This window comes from Ciceribacter ferrooxidans, assembly GCF_004137355.1.
Taxonomy (GTDB): domain Bacteria; phylum Pseudomonadota; class Alphaproteobacteria; order Rhizobiales; family Rhizobiaceae; genus Allorhizobium; species Allorhizobium ferrooxidans.
The window spans coordinates 203,265-221,694 of sequence record NZ_SDVB01000380.1 but is presented as its reverse complement, the minus strand read 5'-3'; the positions used below and the strand labels follow the sequence as shown (position 1 = coordinate 221,694).

Genomic DNA, 18,430 nt, shown 5'->3' with positions numbered 1-18,430 from the left:
AGCATCATGACCGCGCCAGCCCTCGTCATTCCCGATCTCGCCGGCAGGGCCGTCCTCATCACCGGAGCCTCGACCGGCATCGGCGCGGCACTCGCCCGGGCCTTCGCGGCGCAGGGAGCGATGGTCGGGCTTCACTACCACGCGAGCGTCGACGCGGCCGAAAAACTCGCCGGGGAGATCGCCGCGGCCGGCGGAAAGGCGAAGCTGCTGCAGGCCGACGCCACCCGTTCCGGCGAGATCGCACGCATCGTCGATGAGGCCGCCAACGCCTTCGGGCGGCTGGACGGTCTCGTCAACAATGCCGGCGGCATGGTCGCGCGCCTGAGCTACGAGGAGATGACCGACGCGCATTACGACGCGGTGATGGACCTCAATGCCCGCTCCGTGCTCGCCGCCTCTACGGCCGCCATTCCGCACCTGAAGAAGCAGGGCGGCGGCTTCATCATCAACACGACGTCGATTGCCGCCCGCAACGGTGCGAGCGGCGGCGCCGGCATCTACGGCTCGGCCAAGGCCTTCGTCGCCAATGTCACCCGCGGCATGGCAAAGGAACTGATCGCCTACGACATCCGTGTGAACGCAGTGGCGCCGGGCGTCATCCTGACACCCTTCCACGAGCGGTATTCGACCGCCCAGCAGCTGGAAGCCCAGCTCGCCACCGTACCGCAAAAGCGTTTCGGCACGCCCGAAGACTGCGTCGGCGCCTATCTGTTCCTCGCCTCGAAGACCCTGTCCGGTTACATCATCGGCCAGACGCTCGAGGTGAACGGCGGCCAGCTGATGCCCTGACCGACCCTAGACACGCAAGACACATATCCGGAGGAAATCCAATGACGAAACGCATCGTCTTCACCGGCGGCAGCGGCAAGGCCGGCCGCCACGTCGTTCCCTATCTCGTCGACAAGGGCCATCAGGTGCTGAACCTTGATCTGGTGCCACTCGACCATCCTCGCGTCAATACGCTGCTGACCGACGTCAGCGACGGCAGCCAGGTGTTCAACGCGCTTTCCATGCATTTCGGCTTCGATGGCCTCGAGACTGGCAAGGGACCGGCGCCGGTCGATGCGGTGGTGCACTTCGCGGCGGTGCCGCGCCTGATGATGCGGCCCGACAACACGACTTTCCTGGTCAACGTCGCCTCCACCTACAACGTCATCGAGGCGGCGGTGAAGCTCGGCATCCGCAAGATCATCATCGCCTCCAGCGAGACCACCTACGGGGTCTGCTTCGCGGAAGGCGACAAGGACTTCCATCAGTTCCCGCTGGAGGAGGACTACGACATCGATCCGATGGACAGCTACGGCCTCTCCAAGGTGGTCAACGAGAAGACCGCCCGCGCGTTTGCGATGCGCTCCGGCGCAGACATCTACGCGCTGCGGATCGGCAACGTCATCGAGCCGCACGAATACGACCGCTTCCCGGCCTTCATCGCCGATCCGCCGTCGCGCAAGCGCAATGCCTGGAGCTACATCGACGCCCGCGACCTCGGCCAGATCGTGCATCTGTGCGTGGAAAAGGACGGGCTCGGCCATCAGGTCTTCAACGCCGTCAACGACACGATCACGGCGAACGAGCCGACTGCCGAGTTCCTGAAGCGCTGGGCGCCCGGCACGCCCCACACCCGCACGATCGAGGGCTTCGAAGCACCGATCTCCAATCGCAAGATCCGCGAGGTGCTCGGCTTCAGGGAAGAGCACGATTGGCGGAAATACGTCTCCGCCTGACGGGATGGCCGGCCGGTCCCTCCACCGTGAGCGGAACCGGCCGTTGCCTCACTCGGCCGGTCCGATCGACAGTTCGACCGGTTCGAGCCCGTCGATGCCGCCGGTGATCCTGTCGCCGGCGACGACCGGGCCGACGCCCGCGGGCGTGCCCGTATAGAGAAGGTCGCCCTGTCTCAGGTGGTAGTACCGCGACAGGTGGCTGATCAGTTCCGGGACGGACCAGACCAGTTCGGAAAGCCGCGCGTCCTGCCGCATCTCCTCCCCGACCTTCAGCCATATCCGCTGGTCCCCGACGCCAGGGAAGGTCACGGCCTTGGTGATGCGGCCGATCACCGCCGAATTTTCGAAGGCCTTGCCGAGATCCCACGGCCGCTGCTTGACGCGGGCCGCCTGCTGCAGGTCGCGCCGTGTCATGTCGAGGCCGCAGGCATAGCCGTAGACGGCCTTCGTCGCCTCGTCGGTGCTCGCCTTGAACAGCGGTGCGCCGATCGCGACCACCAGCTCCATCTCATGATGCAGGTTGCTCGTTCCCGGCGGATAGGGAATTTCCGCCCCGGAAAGCACGATCGCGCTCGCCGGCTTGGTGAAGTAGAACGGCTCTTCCCGGTCGACCTCCGCGCCCATCTCAGCCGCGTGCGCCGCATAATTGCGGCCGACACAGAAAATACGGTGGACGGGGTAACCGGCCTCTTCCCCCTCAACCGGCACCAGCGGCGGCGCCGAAATCTCGAACAATGCCTTCATCTGTCTTCGCTCGCTCCTCGAACATGGATCTGCAAACCGGTGGATGCGCGTTCAGGTATGCACCAGCGGCGCCTCCGGCGCAAAAGCAAACTCGAGATGGACCATTGGAGAGAGCGGCAGGTCGTCTTCCGGCGAACAAAAGCAATCTTTGGATGCATTGACGCGCATTTCATTACCGATGCGTGCGTTATACTTGCCAAAAATCAAATCGCTGACAACGTTGTGCACGAGCTACCGTCAACTCTCACGGGTAGGTCTTTTTTGTTCGCCCAAATGACGCTAGACGAAAGGAATCGAACTGTGGGGGGCACATTTTCGAGATGCTGGAAATCTATGAAATGCCGGGGCACCTGATTCGCCGTCTGAATCAGGTTACTGTATCGTTGTTTGTCGAAGAAACATCCAAAGAAGGCTTTGATCTGACGCCGGTGCAGTATGCCGCGCTGATCGCCATCAACTCCACGCCGGGCCTCGACCAGGCGTCGGTCGCAAGCCACATCGCCTATGATCGGGTGACGATCGGCGGCGTGATCGACCGTCTGGTGCAGAAAGAGCTTGTTCGTCGCGAGACGAATCCGAACGACCGGCGTGCGCGCAGACTCTACCTGACCGAAGGTGGCACGGAAACGTTGCAGAAGATCCGGCCAATCGTCTGGCGCCTCCAGGAGGAACTGCTGGGGGCTCTCGAACATGCCGAACGCGAGCAGTTCGTCTCCCTGTTGCGCAAGGTGGCCGATCATACCAACGAAAAAAGCCGGGCGCCGCTGCGGGTCGACTGGCAGCAATAGGCCCGCTGCCTAGCATCTACGGCACGAGCACGGCCGCACCCTGGAACCGACCCGCGCGCAGATCGTCGAGCGCCTCGTTGGCGCGCTCGAGAGGATAGACCGTGGTCGTGGTCCTGACGCCCGCCCGAGGCGCGAGTTCCAGGAACTCGACGGCGTCGCTGCGCGTGAGATTGGCAACCGAGAGGATCTGGCGCTCGCCCCAGAGGATCTCGTAGGGAAATTGCGGGATGTCGCTCATGTGGATGCCGCCGCAGACGACTCGGCCGCCCTTTGCCACCACCCGCAGCGCCGCCGGCACGAGATCGCCGACCGGGGCGAAGATGATCGCGGCGTCGAGGAGACTGGGCGGAGCCTCGTCGGACCCGCCGGCCCAGACGGCTCCGAGCGAAAGCGCCATCTGCTGTGCGGCCGTGTCACCCTTGCGCGTGAACGCGTAGACTTGACGGCCCTGATAGCGGCAGACCTGCGCGATGATGTGTGCGGCAGCGCCGAAGCCGTAGATCCCGATGCGCTTCCCCTCGCCCGCCATCTTCAGTGAACGCCAGCCGATGAGCCCGGCGCACATCAGTGGCGCGGCAGCGACCGGATCGTCGAACCCGGCAAGCGGGAAGCAGTAGGCCGCGTCCGCTCTGATCTCGGTCGCGAAGCCGCCGTCGCGCGTATAACCGGTGAAGCCGGGGTCGTCGCAGAGGTTCTCGCGCCCGTCCCGGCAATAGGAACAAGAGCCGCAGGTGTGCCCGAGCCAGGGGATGCCGATCCGCATCCCGACCTCGAGGTTCCGGACGCCACGACCGACCTTCGAGACGATACCGACCACCTCGTGCCCCGGCACCAGGGGAAGCTTCGGCTGTTTCAGATCGCCGTCGACCACGTGCAGGTCCGTCCGGCAGACGGCACAGGCCTCGACACGTGCGACGATCTCGCCCTCGCCAGGTTCGAGATCCGGCCGCTCTTCGAGCCGGAGCCGCTCACCCGGCGCATGAAGCACCATCGCTCTCATCCTGCCTACTCCCTTGCCTCGAAGGCGCGCGGCCGGTCATCGCCGAACGGAACAAACTCGATCCCGAAGACCTTTCCCCACCCGTCGGCGAGGATCAAGTCGGCTTCGAAGGAAAGTGCAAAAGAACCGTTCACCTTTTGGATGTATAGCTCTCCCGCCTCCCCCGGACTTGGACAGGCCGGGAAAAAATGCAACAAACCGGAGGTAGCCGGATCAGCAAGGTTCCGCAGCGGCAGCGAGCTTTGGCCGACGCCCCGTGGTGAAGAGCCTGTCCGGCAGGAACGTTCGACGTCCGCCCAACGAAAGGCAATGCAGCAATGACCTACAAGATCGTTCCCGTCGTGATGGCCGGTGGCAAGGGAACCCGCCTCTGGCCGTTGTCCCGGGCGACCGCCGCAAAGCAGTTCATACGGCTGATCGGCGACAAGACCTTGTTCCAGGGAACTCTGGACCGTGTCGCCGACACGCAGACCTATGAGCCGCCCTTGGTCATCACCAACGACGAATTCCGTTTCCTCGTCGCCGAACAGGCCCGCGAATTGGGCGTGCCTCTCTCCGGCATCATCCTCGAACCGGAGGCGCGCAACACGGCGGCGGCCATCGCCGTCGCGGCCGTCATCGTCGCTCGCGACTTCGGCAATCACGTGGTGATGCAGATCCTGCCGTCCGACCATGAAATCATCGCAGACGAAACCTATACGCGCTGCGTCGAGACCGCGACGGAAGCGGCGCGCCAGGGCAAGATCGTCACCTTCGGCATCACGCCCACCGAACCCGCGACCGGCTACGGCTATATCGAGATGGGGAAGGCCTTGCCGGGCGGCGCCCATACGGTGAAGCGCTTTGTCGAAAAGCCGCAGGCCGAAAACGCGCAGAAGATGCTCGAGGCCGGCGGCCATTTCTGGAACTCCGGCATGTTCATGTGCACGGCGGGCCAGATGCTCGCCGAACTGCGCCAGCACGCACCGGAGGTTCTGGCCGCAGCCGAGGAGGCGGTTGCCGAGGCGGCCACCGACCTCGACTTCGTCCGCCTCGGAACGGCAGGCTTCGCCAAGAGCCCCAGCATATCGATCGACTACGCGGTGATGGAAAAAACCCCGAACGTCGCGCTCGTGCCGGCACCGATCACCTGGTCGGACCTCGGCAGCTGGGATGCGATCTGGAAACTCGGCAATCCCGATGCAGACGGCAACGTCGTCGCCGGCAACGCCACCCTCGTCAACACCCGCAACTCGTTGGTGATGTCGCGCCATGCCCATCTGGCGGTCCAGGGCATGGACGGCGTCGCCGTGATCGCCAGCGAAGATGCCGTCTATGTCGGCCGCCTCGACGAAAGCCAGGAGGTCGGCAATCTGGTCAAGACGCTCGCCGCGAAGAAGCAGACGGCGCACCTGACGGAAAACCATCCGACCTCGCTGCGTCCCTGGGGCGGCTACACCTCCGTCCTCAACGGCGAGCGCTTCCAGGTCAAACGGCTCTTCGTGCACCCCGGCAAGAAGCTCTCGCTGCAGAAGCATTATCACCGCTCCGAGCACTGGATCTGCGTCAAGGGCACGGCCGAGGTGACGATCGACGACAAGGTGACGATCCTGCACGAGAACGAGTCGATCTACATTCCGCAGGGCGCCGTCCACCGGCTCGGCAATCCGGGCAAGATCCTCCTCGAGATGATCGAAATCCAGACCGGCTCCTATCTCGGCGAAGACGACATCATCCGCATCGTCGACGAATTCGGCCGCAGCTGAGACCGCACACCCGAGACCGCCGCCGTCCACCTTTCCGGCGGCGACGGTCACCCGCTACGAGTTCCCGTCTCGCGAAGACTTGCATCGGGCTTTTCCGGCAGGCACTCTCTCCCGGATTGTCGGCGATGACCGTCTCGGCTATAGCCGGGCCACGGACAAGGAGCGTCTGAGCGCCTGGGGACCTTGGAAAGAAAGATGACGAGCCTTCCGGCCGCGGCCGATGCCACGGCAGACGAGATCGGAGCGGGACGAACGGCAGGATACCACCCGCTGCCGGGAGTGGCCGACGAAATGGTCGATCCCTCGGGCAATATCCGTCCGGTCTGGCGTTCCTTCGTTTCGGCGATCGATGCGATGCCGGATCACGAACTGCACGAACGCTTCGCCCGCGCCGACCGTTATCTCCGCGATGCCGGCGTCTTCTATCGCGCCTACGGGGCGACCGGCGGCAGCGATCGCGCCTGGCCCTTCTCGCACATCCCGGTCCTGATCGACGAGAAGGAATGGCAATCGATCGCCGAGGGGCTCGTCCAGCGCGCCGACCTGCTCGAGGCAATCGCCGCGGACATCTACGGCGAGAACAGGCTCGTGCAGGAAGGCTTCCTGCCGCCGGCGCTGATCGCCGGCAATGCGGAATTCCTGCGCCCGCTCGTCGGTGTGCGGCCTGCCAGCGGCCATTTCCTGCACTTCTGCTCCTTCGAAATCGGCCGCGGGCCCGACGGCAACTGGTGGGTGCTCGCCGATCGCACGCAGGCGCCGTCCGGGGCGGGCTTTGCGCTGGAAAACCGCGTCGCGGCGAGCCGCGCTTTCGCGGAACTCTACGGCGAAACCCGCGTGCATCGCCTCGCGTCCTTCTTCGGCGCCTTCCGCGAGACGCTGATGGAGCAGCGGCAGGGTTCCGAGGATCGCGTCGCGGTGCTTACCCCGGGTCCTGCCAACGAAACCTATTTCGAACATGCCTTCATCGCCCGCTATCTCGGCATCATGCTCCTCGAAGGCGAGGACCTCGCCATCGTCGACGGACGCGTGATGGTACGGACCGTCGCGGGGCTGAAGCCGGTCAGCGTGCTCTGGCGGCGGCTCGATGCGGCCTATGCCGACCCGCTGGAACTCGACCAGGATTCGCGCATCGGCACGCCCGGCATGGTGCAGGCCGTGCGCAACGGCGCGGTCTCCTTCGTCAACGCGCTCGGCTCCGGCATCCTCGAAACCCGCGCCCTGCTCGCCTTCATTCCCGGCATCTGCCGCCGGCTTCTCGGCGAGGACCTTGCCCTACCCTCGATCGCGACGTGGTGGTGCGGCCAGACGACGGAGCGCGCCCATGTCGCCGCCAACATCGACCGCATGGTGATCGGCCCGGCCTACTCGCGGCTGCCGTTCTTCGACGACAATGGCCAGTCGGTGCTCGGCTCGACGCTGCGCAACAGCGCGCGCCACTCGATCACGGAATGGCTCTCCTCCGACGGGGCCCGGCTTGTCGGTCAGGAAGCCGTCACGCTCTCGACCACGCCGGCGATGGTGGAGGGCAAGCTCACGCCGCGGCCGATGAGCCTGCGGGTCTACGCCGCCCGGACACGGGACGGCTGGCAGATCATGCCGGGGGGATTCGCCCGCATCGGCAACGGCAGCGATGCGGCGGCGATCGCCATGCAGTCGGGCGGCGGCGCCGCCGACGTCTGGATCGTCAGCGCCAATCCGGTCGCGCCCACGACGCTGCTTCCGACCGACGCCGAAGTGCCCCGCAACATGCCGGGCAGCCTGCCGAGCCGTGCCGCGGATAATCTCTACTGGCTCGGCCGCTACATCGAGCGGGCCGAAGGCGCCTTGCGCATTCTCCGCGCCTGGCATGCCCGCTTCGCCGAGTCCGCCGACCCCGACCAGCCGTTGCTCGCCTATGTCACGCGCTATCTCGCCACGCTCGACATAGCCATGGACCGTGGCGTTCCGGAGAGCCTCGTCGCCAATGTCGACAGCGCCGTCTATTCCGCAAGCAACATCCGCGACCGCTTTTCTCCGGACGGCTGGCTCGCACTCAACGATCTCGCGAAGACCGCCCGACGCTTCCGCGAGACGGTGAGACCGGGCGACGACGCCACGCACGCGATGACCATCCTGCTGCGCAAGCTCGCAGGCTTCGCCGGCCTGGTGCACGAGAACATGTACCGTTTCACCGGCTGGCGCTTCCTCGCGATCGGACGCTATCTGGAGCGCGGCCTTCACATGACGCGCCTGCTCGGACACATGACCGGCGACGGCGCTCCGGACGGTGCCTTCGACATGGCGCTCGAAATCGGCGACAACGTCATGACCCACCGCCGCCGTTACAATGTCAGCACCACGCGCCTGACCGTGACCGATCTCCTGGCGCTCGATCCCTTGAACCCGCGCTCGATCCTTTTCCAGCTGAACGAAATCCGCACAGAGGTGGAACAGCTCCCCGGTGCCCGGGTGAACGGCCAGATGTCGCCACTGCTTCGCGAAGCGACGCGGCTGCAGTCGAGCCTCTCCGTCATGACGGCGGACATGATGGACAGCAGCGTCTATCGCGACTTCGAGCGCGATCTGGAGCGGCTGTCGGACATGCTCGCCCGAACCTATCTCGGATAGCCGATGCAGTACGATCTCTCGCTTCACATGGGCTATCGCTACGACGTTCCCGCCTCCGGATCGCACCACATCCTGCGGGTGCTGCCACTCTCCCTGCCCGGCAGGCAGCGGCTGGTTGCCGGCGCGGTGACGATCGAGCCGAAACCTGACGAGACCACGCGCTTCACCGATTTCTTCGGCCATCCGGCCACGACAATCGCTCTGCGCTCCCCACACCAGCGGCTCGACATCCGCATGCAGGCGCGGGTGATCATCGATGCCCAGCCGATCCAGGTGGACTTTTCCCCGACGCTCGAAGGCCTTGCGGAAGAGCTCGTGGCCCTGTGGTCCCTCGACGCAGGCTCTCCGCATCATTTCCTGGGACCGAGCCCTCGCCTCGGCGACGTGGCGGCGATTGCGGGCTATGCCCGCGCGGGCCTCGATGCGGACCGGACGGTGCGGCAGATCGCAGAAGGCCTCTGCGCAAGGATCCATGCCGACTTCCGCTATGACCCGGACGCTACTACGGTCGATACATCGCCGAAGGATGCCTTTGCTCTGAAGAGAGGCGTCTGCCAGGATTTCGCCCATGTGATGATCGTTGCGCTGAGGAGCCTCGGCATTCCCGCCGGCTATGTCAGCGGCTTCCTGCGCACGATCCCGCCGCCCGGCCAGCAACGGCTCGAGGGCGCAGATGCGATGCACGCCTGGGTCCGCGTCTGGTGCGGCAAGTCGACCGGATGGATCGAACTCGATCCGACCAATGACATCGCCGCCGGGAGCGACCACATCGTCGTCGCCTTCGGTCGTGACTACAGCGACGTTGCACCCGTCATCGGCGTTCTCAAGAGCTACGGCGGGCAACAGACGATCCAGGCGGTCGACGTCATTCCGACGGTGTAGCGAAAGCGAAGGCCTAAAGGAGCTTTCGCTAAAATTTTACTATTTCGTTTAAGTCTAAACGAAGTTCTCCCGCCTATTAGATTTCCATCACCTTTTCTACGATGGAAGAACATGATGATCGGCCTCGGTGAGAATGCGCGTACCTCTTTGCGTTTCCTGAAGGATCGCAGTGGCAATTTCGGCGTGATGACCGCGCTGCTTCTGCCGGTTTCCCTTGCCGCGGCCGGTGTGGCGATGGACCTGACCAAGCTCGTCCAGGTCAAGGGCGCCCTGCAGGATGCGGCGGATTCCGCCGCTCTCGCGGCGGCGACAGGGATGTCCGGCAGGGGTCTCACGGACGCCGAGGCGATCGCACTCGCCAAGCAGTTCATGGCGGCGCAGACGGCGAACAGCATCGCACCGAGTGCGGACGAACTCGGCCTGACGGAAGAAGAGATGCAGGCCAAGCTCGAGGAAGCTGCCGTCGGCATGGTCGAGCGCACACCGAACGGCTCCGGCGAGATCTACGACGTGACGGTGAACGGCTATTACGACGTGCCGATGACGCCGCTCACCCGTCTCCTCGGCTACGAAACCGTCAGGGTGAACGTGTCCAGTTCGGCGCAGAGCGCCACGGCCGAGACGAAGAACCCGCTTTCGATGTACATGGTCCTCGACCGCTCGGGCTCGATGGGCGAGAACACGAACGAGACCTACACCGGGACGTGCTACTCGCGAAAAGGCAAAGCCTATTCGTGCACGAAGTATTACACCAAGATCGAAGCGCTGAAGCTGGCGGTCAACGACCTGGCGACCCAGCTCGACACCGCCGATCCGGACGCCAAATACGTCCGCACGGCCGCCGTCTCCTACAACAGTTATATGCAGACGCCGACCTCGTTCGCTTGGGGCACCACAGGCGTCGTCAGCTACGTCAACGCCCTGACCGCCACGGGCGGCACTGATTCGTCGTCCGCCATGGCGACGGCCTACAATGCGCTTGCCGGCAGCGGCGAGAACACTGCCCATCAGAAGATGAACGGCGAGACGAATCCGAGTAAGTTCATCGTCTTCATGACCGACGGTGACAACAACTATACGAGCGCAGACACCGCGACGAAGAAGACCTGCGACTCAGCGAAGACGGCAGGCATCGAGATCTACACCATCGCGTTCATGGCGCCGGACCGGGGACAGGCTCTCCTGCAGTACTGCGCAACCGACACGTCGCACTATTTCGACGCCCAGAACGCCGCCGACCTCGTCGCCGCCTTCAAGGAGATCGGCGAAAAGGCGACGGAGACCATGACCCGGCTCACCAACTAAGGCCGCGAACCAACGGCAACTTCGGGAAACCGCGTCGGAAACGACGCGGTTTTTCTTCTTTTCATGCATCGCGAAAATGCTCCCGCGAGGCCCCACGAGCAGGACGGTCTTTTACGCGCCTGCGAAATTCGTCTGTTGCACGTGCTTGAGAACAATGCGTAAACTGGCCTCGGTAACCTCATTGGTTGCCGACCCGTGCAACGTTCCAATGCAACGAGAGAAGTGCTGGCGAAGACATGACGAAGCCCAACGGCAATGCCGATCTGCTGCAACCGAAGCCCCGCATATCCAGCCCCGACGTTCTTGCCGCGGAAATCATCGAGCACCTGACCTACGGGATCGGCAAGGACGCCAAGGTCGCCACGCCGCATGACTGGCTCACTGCAACGATTCTGGCGATCCGCGGACGCATCATCGACAAGTGGATGGAATCGACGCGAGAGGCCTACAGGACCAACGGCAAGCGGGTCTATTATCTCTCGCTGGAGTTCCTGATCGGCCGCCTGATGCGCGATGCGGTCTCGAATCTCGGACTGATGGACGAAGTCCGCCAGGCACTCGTCTCGCTCGGCGTCGATCTCGACGTCATCGCCGAACTGGAACCGGATGCGGCACTCGGCAATGGCGGCCTCGGGCGGCTTGCCGCCTGCTTCATGGAATCGATGGCGACCGTCGGCATTCCGGCCTACGGCTACGGCATCCGCTACGTTCACGGGCTCTTCCGCCAGCAGATGGCGGACGGCTGGCAGGTGGAGCTTCCCGAGACCTGGCTCGCGCACGGCAACCCGTGGGAATTCGAGCGCCGCGAGAGCTCCTACGAAATCGGCTTTGGCGGCGCCGTCGAAACCAACGGCGGCCTCGATGAGCCGCGCCGTTATATCTGGAAACCGGCCGAACGCGTCATCGCGACCGGCTACGACACGCCGGTCGTCGGCTGGCGCGGCGCCCGCGTCAACACGCTGCGGCTCTGGTCCGCGCAGCCGATCGACCCGATCCTTCTCGCCGCCTTCAATGCCGGCGACCACATCGGCGCGCTGCGCGAGAGCAACAAGGCCGAGACGCTGACCCGCGTGCTCTATCCCGCCGACGCCACGCCGGCCGGGCAGGAATTGCGTCTGCGCCAGGAGTATTTCTTCTGCTCCGCGTCGCTGCAGGACATCCTGCGACGCCACCTGCAGCAGGGTAATTCCCTCGCCTCGCTGCCGGACAAGGTGGCGATCCAGCTGAACGACACCCACCCGGCGGTTTCGGTCGTCGAACTGATGCGCCTTCTCTGTGACATGCACGGACTGGACTTCGACCAGGCCTGGGACATCACCTGGCGGACCTTCTCCTATACCAACCACACGCTGCTGCCCGAAGCGCTGGAAAGCTGGCCTGTGCCGCTCTTCGAGCGCCTTTTGCCGCGCCACATGCAGCTCGTCTACGAGATCAACGCCAAGGTACTGCTGGACGCCCGCCGCAGCCGCCATTTCGGCGACCAGGAGATCGCCCACATCTCGCTGATCGAAGAGAGCGGCAGCCGCCGCGTGCGCATGGGCAATCTCGCCTTCATGGGTTCGCACAGCGTCAACGGCGTCTCCGCCCTCCATACCGAGCTGATGAAGCAGACGGTATTCGCCGACCTCCACAAGCTCTATCCCGATCGCATCAACAACAAGACGAACGGCATCACGCCGCGCCGCTGGCTGATGCAGTGCAATCCAGGCCTGACCGGCCTGGTCACCGAGGCGATCGGTCCCGATTTCAAGGACGACGTCGAGAAGCTCCGCCCGCTCGACGCCTTCGCCGACGATCCCGCCTTCCGGGAAAAGTTCGCGGCGATCAAGCGCGCCAACAAGGAGCGGCTTTCCAATCTGGTGCTGAGCCGCATGGGCGTGCGCATCGATCCCTCGGCGCTCTTCGACATCCAGATCAAGCGCATCCACGAATACAAGCGGCAACTCCTCAACATCATCGAGGCGATCTCGCTCTACGACCAGATCCGCTCGCATCCCGAACGGGACTGGGTGCCACGGGTGAAGCTGCTCGCCGGCAAGGCGGCGCCGAGCTACCACAACGCCAAGCTCATCATCAAACTCGCAAACGACGTCGCACGCGTGATCAACAACGACCCGTCGGTGCGCGGCCTCCTGAAGGTGGTCTTCATCCCCAACTACAACGTCTCGCTGGCGGAAATCATGGTGCCGGCGGCAGACCTCTCCGAGCAGATCTCGACCGCCGGCATGGAAGCCTCGGGAACCGGAAACATGAAGTTCGCGTTGAACGGCGCGCTCACCATCGGCACGCTCGACGGAGCGAACGTCGAGATGCTCGAACATGTCGGAGAGGAGAACATCGTGATCTTCGGAATGACCGCCGACGAGGTCGCGGCCGCCCGCTCCGACGGACACAATCCGCGGGCGATCATCGAGTCGTCGCCGGAGCTCGCCCAGGCCCTTTCGGCAATCTCGGCCGGGGTCTTTTCCCCCGACGACCGCGACCGTTTCTCCGGCCTCGTGGACGGCCTCTATCAGCATGACTGGTTCATGGTGGCGGCCGACTTCGACGCCTATGCGAGGGCGCAGCGCCAGGTCGACGCGATCTGGACCGATCCTTCCGCCTGGTACGCCAAGACGATCCGCAACACCGCCCGCATGGGCTGGTTCTCCTCAGACCGCACGATCAGACAATACGCCGCGGACATCTGGAGAGCCTGATGACGAAAGCGCCGAAGAAGGTCAGCGAGCCCGACAAGGCGGATCAGGTCTCCGCCTCCGACATCGAGGCAATCGTCAAGGGTCAGCACAGAGACCCCTTCGCCTTCCTCGGCGTCCATGAAACCAAATCCGGCTTCCGGGCGCGCTGCTTCGTTCCGGGGGCGGAGACGATCGAGACTTTCGCGCTCGACGGTACGCCGATCGGAACCCTGGCCTGCCTGCATCCGGCGGGCTTTTTTGACGGTCCCGTTTCGATCAACACGTTCCAGCCCATTCGCCATCGCGCCACGCGCGGCGACGCCGAATGGATGGTCACCGATCCCTACAGCTTCTGGCCGGTACTCGGCCCCATGGACGACTACCTGCTGAAGGAAGGCTCGCATCTGCGGCTGTTCGACAAGATGGGTGCCCATCCGATGCGCCACCAGGGCGTCGACGGCTTTCATTTCGCCGTCTGGGCGCCGAATGCGCAACGCGTTTCGGTGGTGGGGGATTTCAACGACTGGGACGGACGCCGGCACGTGATGCGGCTGCGCCGTGACACCGGCATCTGGGAGATCTTCGCGCCCGACGTCCGGCCGGGATCGGCCTACAAGTTCGAGATCATCGGAAAGAAGGGCGAGCTTCTGCCGCTGAAGGCCGACCCTTACGCACGAAAGGCCGAGTTGCGCCCGAAGAACGCTTCGATCACGGCCGCCGAACTCGACCAGACCTGGGAAGACGAACCGCACCGCAAGCACTGGAGCTCGGTCGACAAGCGGCGCCAGCCGATGAGCGTCTATGAGGTGCATCCGGGATCGTGGCAGCGCCGCGACGACGGCAGCATGCTGAGCTGGGACGAACTCGCCGGGCGACTGATCCCCTATTGCGTCGATATGGGCTTCACCCACATCGAGTTCCTGCCGGTCTCCGAACATCCCTACGATCCCTCCTGGGGATACCAGACGACAGGACTCTATGCGCCAACGGCCCGCTTCGGGGAACCGGAAGGCTTCGCCCGCTTCGTCAACGGCTGCCACAAGGTGGGGCTCGGCGTCATCCTCGACTGGGTGCCCGCCCATTTTCCGACCGACGCCCACGGGCTTCGCTGGTTCGACGGCACCGCCCTCTACGAACACGAGGATCCGCGGCAGGGTTTTCACCCGGACTGGAACACGGCCATCTACAATTTCGGCCGCATCGAGGTTCTTTCCTATCTGGTCAACAACGCCCTCTACTGGGCGGAGAAGTTCCACGTCGACGGGCTACGCGTCGATGCGGTCGCCTCGATGCTCTACCTCGACTATTCCCGCAAGGAAGGCGAGTGGATCCCGAACGAATACGGCGGCCGTGAAAACCTCGAGGCGGTGCGCTTCCTGCAGAAGATGAACACCCATCTCTATGGCAGCCATCCCGAAGTCATGACCATCGCGGAAGAATCCACGTCCTGGCCGAAGGTCTCACAGCCGGTGCATGAAGGTGGCCTCGGCTTCGGCTTCAAGTGGAACATGGGCTTCATGCACGACACGCTGAGCTATTTCGCGCGCGAGCCCGTGCATCGCAAGTTCCACCATCAGGAGATCACCTTCGGGCTGCTCTACGCCTTCTCGGAAAACTTCGTCCTGCCCATCTCCCATGACGAGGTGGTGCACGGCAAAGGCTCGATGATCGCCAAGATGCCGGGCGACGACTGGCAGAAATTCGCCAACCTGCGCGCCTACTACGCCTTCATGTGGGGTTATCCCGGCAAGAAGCTCCTCTTCATGGGCCAGGAATTCGCCCAGTGGAGCGAATGGAGCGAGGCGCGCGCCCTCGACTGGAACCTGCTGCAATATGCCCTCCACGAGGGGATGCGGCGGCTGGTCCGCGACCTCAACCTCACCTACCGTGCCAAGCCCGCGCTTCATGCGCGCGACTGCGAGGGCGACGGCTTCGAATGGCTGATCGCCGACGATCAGGATCGCTCCGTCTTTGCCTGGCTGCGCAAGGCGCCCGGCGAAAAGCCGGTCGCCGTCATCTCGAACCTGACGCCGGTCTATCATGAACGCTTTTCCGTGCCGCTGCCGGTCGCCGGGCGGTGGCGCGAAATCCTGAATACAGACGCCGAGATCTATGGCGGCAGCGGCAAGGGGAACGGCGGCAGGGTGACCGCCGAGCGCACCCCGGACGGACACATAACCGCGACCCTGTCCCTGCCACCGCTCGCCGTCATCATGCTCGAACCAGAAAACTGACGCGGGAGGGGAACCATGCAGGAAAGAAGAACACAGCCTCTGGCACGCGACGCCATGGCCTATGTCCTTGCGGGCGGACGGGGGAGCCGCCTCAAGGAACTGACCGACCGGCGCGCCAAGCCAGCCGTCTATTTCGGGGGAAAGACCCGCATCATCGACTTCGCGCTCTCCAATGCGCTGAATTCCGGTATCCGTCGCATCGGGGTCGCCACCCAGTACAAGGCGCATTCGCTGATCCGGCATCTGCAACGGGGCTGGAACTTCTTTCGCCCGGAACGAAACGAGAGCTTCGACATCCTGCCGGCGAGCCAGCGCGTCTCCGAGACGCAGTGGTATGAGGGAACGGCCGATGCGGTCTACCAGAACATCGACATCATTGAGCCCTACGGCCCGGAATACATGGTGATCCTTGCCGGCGACCACATCTACAAGATGGACTACGAGCTGATGCTGCAGCAGCACGTCGATTCCGGCGCCGACGTCACCATCGGCTGCCTCGAAGTGCCGCGCTCGGAGGCAAGCGCCTTCGGCGTCATGCACGTCAACGAGAAGGACGAGATCATCGCCTTCATCGAGAAGCCGGCCGACCCGCCCGGTATTCCCGGCAAGGAGGATTTCTCGCTCGCCTCGATGGGGATTTACGTCTTCCACACCCGCTTCCTGATGGAATGCCTGCGGCGCGACGCCGAAGACCCGAAATCGAGCCGCGACTTCGGCAAGGACATCATCCCCTACATCGTCGAGAACGGTAAGGCGGTCGCCCACCGCTTTGCGCGTTCCTGCGTGCGTTCGGAAGGTGAGCATACGCCGTATTGGCGCGACGTCGGGACGATCGACGCCTACTGGCAGGCGAATATCGACCTGACCGACGTAGTCCCGGAACTCGACATCTACGACAAGTCCTGGCCGATCTGGAGTTACGCCGAGGTGACGCCGCCGGCCAAGTTCGTGCACGACGACGAAGGCCGACGCGGCTCGGCCATCTCGTCGCTGGTGTCGGGCGACTGCATCATCTCCGGCTCCTCGCTCCACAAGAGCCTTCTCTTCACCGGCGTGCGCGCCAATTCCTATTCGCGCCTCGAAGGAGCGATCGTGCTGCCGCGGGTGGTGATCGGCCGCCACGCGCGGCTGACCAACGTCATCATCGACCACGGTGTCGTGATCCCCGAGGGTCTCGTGGTCGGTGAGGACCCGGAGCTTGACGCACGGCGCTTCCGTCGGTCGGAAAACGGCGTTTGCCTGATCACCCAGACCATGCTGGACAAACTCGAAGCGGGAGCCTGATGAAAGTTCTTTCGGTTACCTCCGAGCTCTATCCCCTGGTCAAGACCGGGGGGCTTGCCGACGTCGCGGGCGCCCTGCCGCTGGCGCTGAAGGCGCACGAAATCGAGGTGAAGACGCTGGTGCCCGGATATCCGGCGGTCATGCGGGTCATCGGCAAGGCCGAGGAACGCCTGCATCTGCCGGACGTCTTCGGCGCCGAGGTGCGTGTTCTGGAGGTCGAGCATGAAGGCCTCGATCTCCTCGTGCTCGACGCCCCTGCCCTGTTCGACCGCACGGGTGGGCCATACCTCGACCAGAACGGCGCGGACTACGGCGACAACTGGAAGCGCTTCGCCCTCCTCTCGAAGATCGGCGCCGAAATCGCCGCCGGCGCGATCGAAGGCTGGCAACCCGATCTGGTGCACGCCCACGACTGGCAGGCGGCGCTGACGCCGCTCTACATGCGTCACTCGGCAGCGGCAGGGATGCCGTCGGTGATCACCATCCACAACATGGCGTTCCAGGGCCAGTTCTCCTCCGAACTTTTCGCCCAACTCAGTCTTCCCGGCCCCGCCTACATGGAATCGCTCGAATATTACGGGCGCGTGAGCTACCTGAAGGGCGGCCTGACTTCCGCCTCGGCAATCACGACGGTCAGCCCTTCCTATGCCGAGGAAATCCTCACGCCGGAGTTCGGCATGGGGCTCGAGGGCGTGATCGCGAGCCGCGTCGGGGATCTGTACGGCATCGTCAACGGGATCGACGCGAGCGTCTGGAACCCGGCGAGCGACCCACTGCTCGTCGAGAACTACACGGCGGCGTCCTTGCGCAAGCGGGCGGCGAACCGCACTGCGGTGGCAAACCATTTCGGCCTCGATGACGACGACGGCCCGATCTTCTGCGTTGTCTCCCGCCTCACTTGGCAGAAGGGCATGGACCTTCTCGCCGAAGCGATCGACGATATCGTCGCCGCCGGCGGAAAGCTCGCCGTGCTCGGCACCGGCGACGCCGCGCTCGAAGCAGCCATGCGCGCCGCAGCCGGCCGCCACAACCGCCGCGTCGGCGTCATCATCGGCTACGACGAACAGCTTTCCCACCTCATGCAGGGCGGCGCAGACGCGATCCTCGTCCCTTCCCGTTTCGAGCCCTGCGGGCTGACCCAGCTCTATGCGCTCCGTTACGGCTGCGTACCAGTCGTCGCGCGGACCGGCGGTCTCGCCGACACGGTCATCGATGCCAACGAGGCCGCACTCGGTGCGCGGGCCGCCACCGGCGTGCAGTTTTCTCCGATCACCGCCGACGGGCTGCGCCAGGGCCTGCGGCGCGCGATCCGCCTTTACGGCGACGCCAAACTTTGGACCCAGATTCAGAAGCAGGGTATGAAGTCCGACGTATCCTGGGGCAAGAGCGCCGAGCGATATGCGGAGCTCTACCAACGCCTCGTTCAGAAAGGCCATTGA

The 18,430-nt window shown here is 64.4% G+C and carries 14 protein-coding genes; 11 read left to right on the top strand and 3 right to left on the bottom strand.

Translation table 11 applies throughout. The features are described 5' to 3' along the window. Positions 1-6 precede the first annotated feature (6 nt). Together EUU22_RS23415 and EUU22_RS23410 are read left to right on the top strand one after the other, a co-directional pair. Entirely contained in the window at positions 7-789 is a 783-nt protein-coding gene (locus EUU22_RS23415; protein ID WP_129334369.1) for an SDR family NAD(P)-dependent oxidoreductase, read from the top strand. Positions 790-830: 41 nt separating this feature from the next. Next, complete coding sequence (locus EUU22_RS23410) at positions 831-1,724, top strand: NAD-dependent epimerase/dehydratase family protein (protein ID WP_129334368.1); 894 nt, start codon at positions 831-833, stop codon at positions 1,722-1,724. A gap of 48 nt (positions 1,725-1,772) precedes the next feature. Here the strand turns inward: EUU22_RS23410 and EUU22_RS23405 are convergent, their stop codons facing one another. Further along, a complete protein-coding gene (locus EUU22_RS23405) occupies positions 1,773-2,468 on the bottom strand; it encodes a fumarylacetoacetate hydrolase family protein (protein ID WP_129334367.1) in 696 nt (231 codons plus the stop codon). Between the two features lie 51 nt (positions 2,469-2,519). After that, the gene (locus EUU22_RS25405; RefSeq protein WP_165351278.1) at positions 2,520-2,696 is read right to left on the bottom strand and encodes a hypothetical protein; all 177 of its coding nucleotides are present in this window, start codon (positions 2,694-2,696) and stop codon (positions 2,520-2,522) included. Between the two features lie 92 nt (positions 2,697-2,788). Between EUU22_RS25405 and EUU22_RS23400 the strand changes: the two genes are divergently transcribed. Further along, a complete protein-coding gene (locus tag EUU22_RS23400) occupies positions 2,789-3,256 on the top strand; it encodes a MarR family winged helix-turn-helix transcriptional regulator (protein WP_129334366.1) in 468 nt (155 codons plus the stop codon). 16 nt (positions 3,257-3,272) lie between these two features. On the opposite strand, the gene EUU22_RS23395 is transcribed toward EUU22_RS23400, so the two are convergent. Continuing rightward, positions 3,273-4,256 carry a zinc-dependent alcohol dehydrogenase family protein gene (locus EUU22_RS23395; RefSeq protein WP_129334365.1) on the bottom strand — a complete coding sequence of 328 codons (984 nt, stop codon included), beginning with the start codon at positions 4,254-4,256 and terminating at the stop codon, positions 3,273-3,275. Between the two features lie 317 nt (positions 4,257-4,573). Between EUU22_RS23395 and EUU22_RS23390 the strand changes: the two genes are divergently transcribed. The 8 genes from EUU22_RS23390 to glgA all read left to right on the top strand — a co-directional run bounded on the left by EUU22_RS23390 (position 4,574) and on the right by glgA (position 18,430). Continuing rightward, a complete protein-coding gene (locus EUU22_RS23390) occupies positions 4,574-6,001 on the top strand; it encodes a mannose-1-phosphate guanylyltransferase/mannose-6-phosphate isomerase (RefSeq protein ID WP_129334364.1) in 1,428 nt (475 codons plus the stop codon). Between the two features lie 195 nt (positions 6,002-6,196). After that, positions 6,197-8,608 carry a circularly permuted type 2 ATP-grasp protein gene (locus EUU22_RS23385; protein ID WP_129334363.1) on the top strand — a complete coding sequence of 804 codons (2,412 nt, stop codon included), beginning with the start codon at positions 6,197-6,199 and terminating at the stop codon, positions 8,606-8,608. Between the two features lie 3 nt (positions 8,609-8,611). Next, a complete protein-coding gene (locus EUU22_RS23380) occupies positions 8,612-9,490 on the top strand; it encodes a transglutaminase family protein (RefSeq protein ID WP_129334362.1) in 879 nt (292 codons plus the stop codon). A 111-nt stretch (positions 9,491-9,601) separates the two neighbouring features. Beyond that, positions 9,602-10,795 carry a vWA domain-containing protein gene (locus EUU22_RS23375; RefSeq protein ID WP_342635437.1) on the top strand — a complete coding sequence of 398 codons (1,194 nt, stop codon included), beginning with the start codon at positions 9,602-9,604 and terminating at the stop codon, positions 10,793-10,795. A gap of 236 nt (positions 10,796-11,031) precedes the next feature. Beyond that, on the top strand, positions 11,032-13,494 hold the full coding sequence (locus EUU22_RS23370) for a glycogen/starch/alpha-glucan phosphorylase (RefSeq protein WP_129334360.1): 2,463 nt from the start codon (positions 11,032-11,034) through the stop codon (positions 13,492-13,494). Next, positions 13,494-15,707 (top strand): 1,4-alpha-glucan branching protein GlgB, encoded by a 2,214-nt coding sequence (glgB, locus tag EUU22_RS23365; protein ID WP_129334359.1) that lies wholly within the window; start codon positions 13,494-13,496, stop codon positions 15,705-15,707. The genes EUU22_RS23370 and glgB overlap by 1 nt, the downstream gene beginning before the upstream one ends. A gap of 15 nt (positions 15,708-15,722) precedes the next feature. Further along, a complete protein-coding gene (glgC, locus tag EUU22_RS23360; RefSeq protein ID WP_129334358.1) occupies positions 15,723-16,991 on the top strand; it encodes a glucose-1-phosphate adenylyltransferase in 1,269 nt (422 codons plus the stop codon). Next, positions 16,991-18,430, top strand: a complete 1,440-nt coding sequence (glgA, locus tag EUU22_RS23355) for a glycogen synthase GlgA (RefSeq protein ID WP_129334357.1) — start codon at positions 16,991-16,993, stop codon at positions 18,428-18,430. Before glgC ends, glgA begins: the two co-directional genes overlap by 1 nt.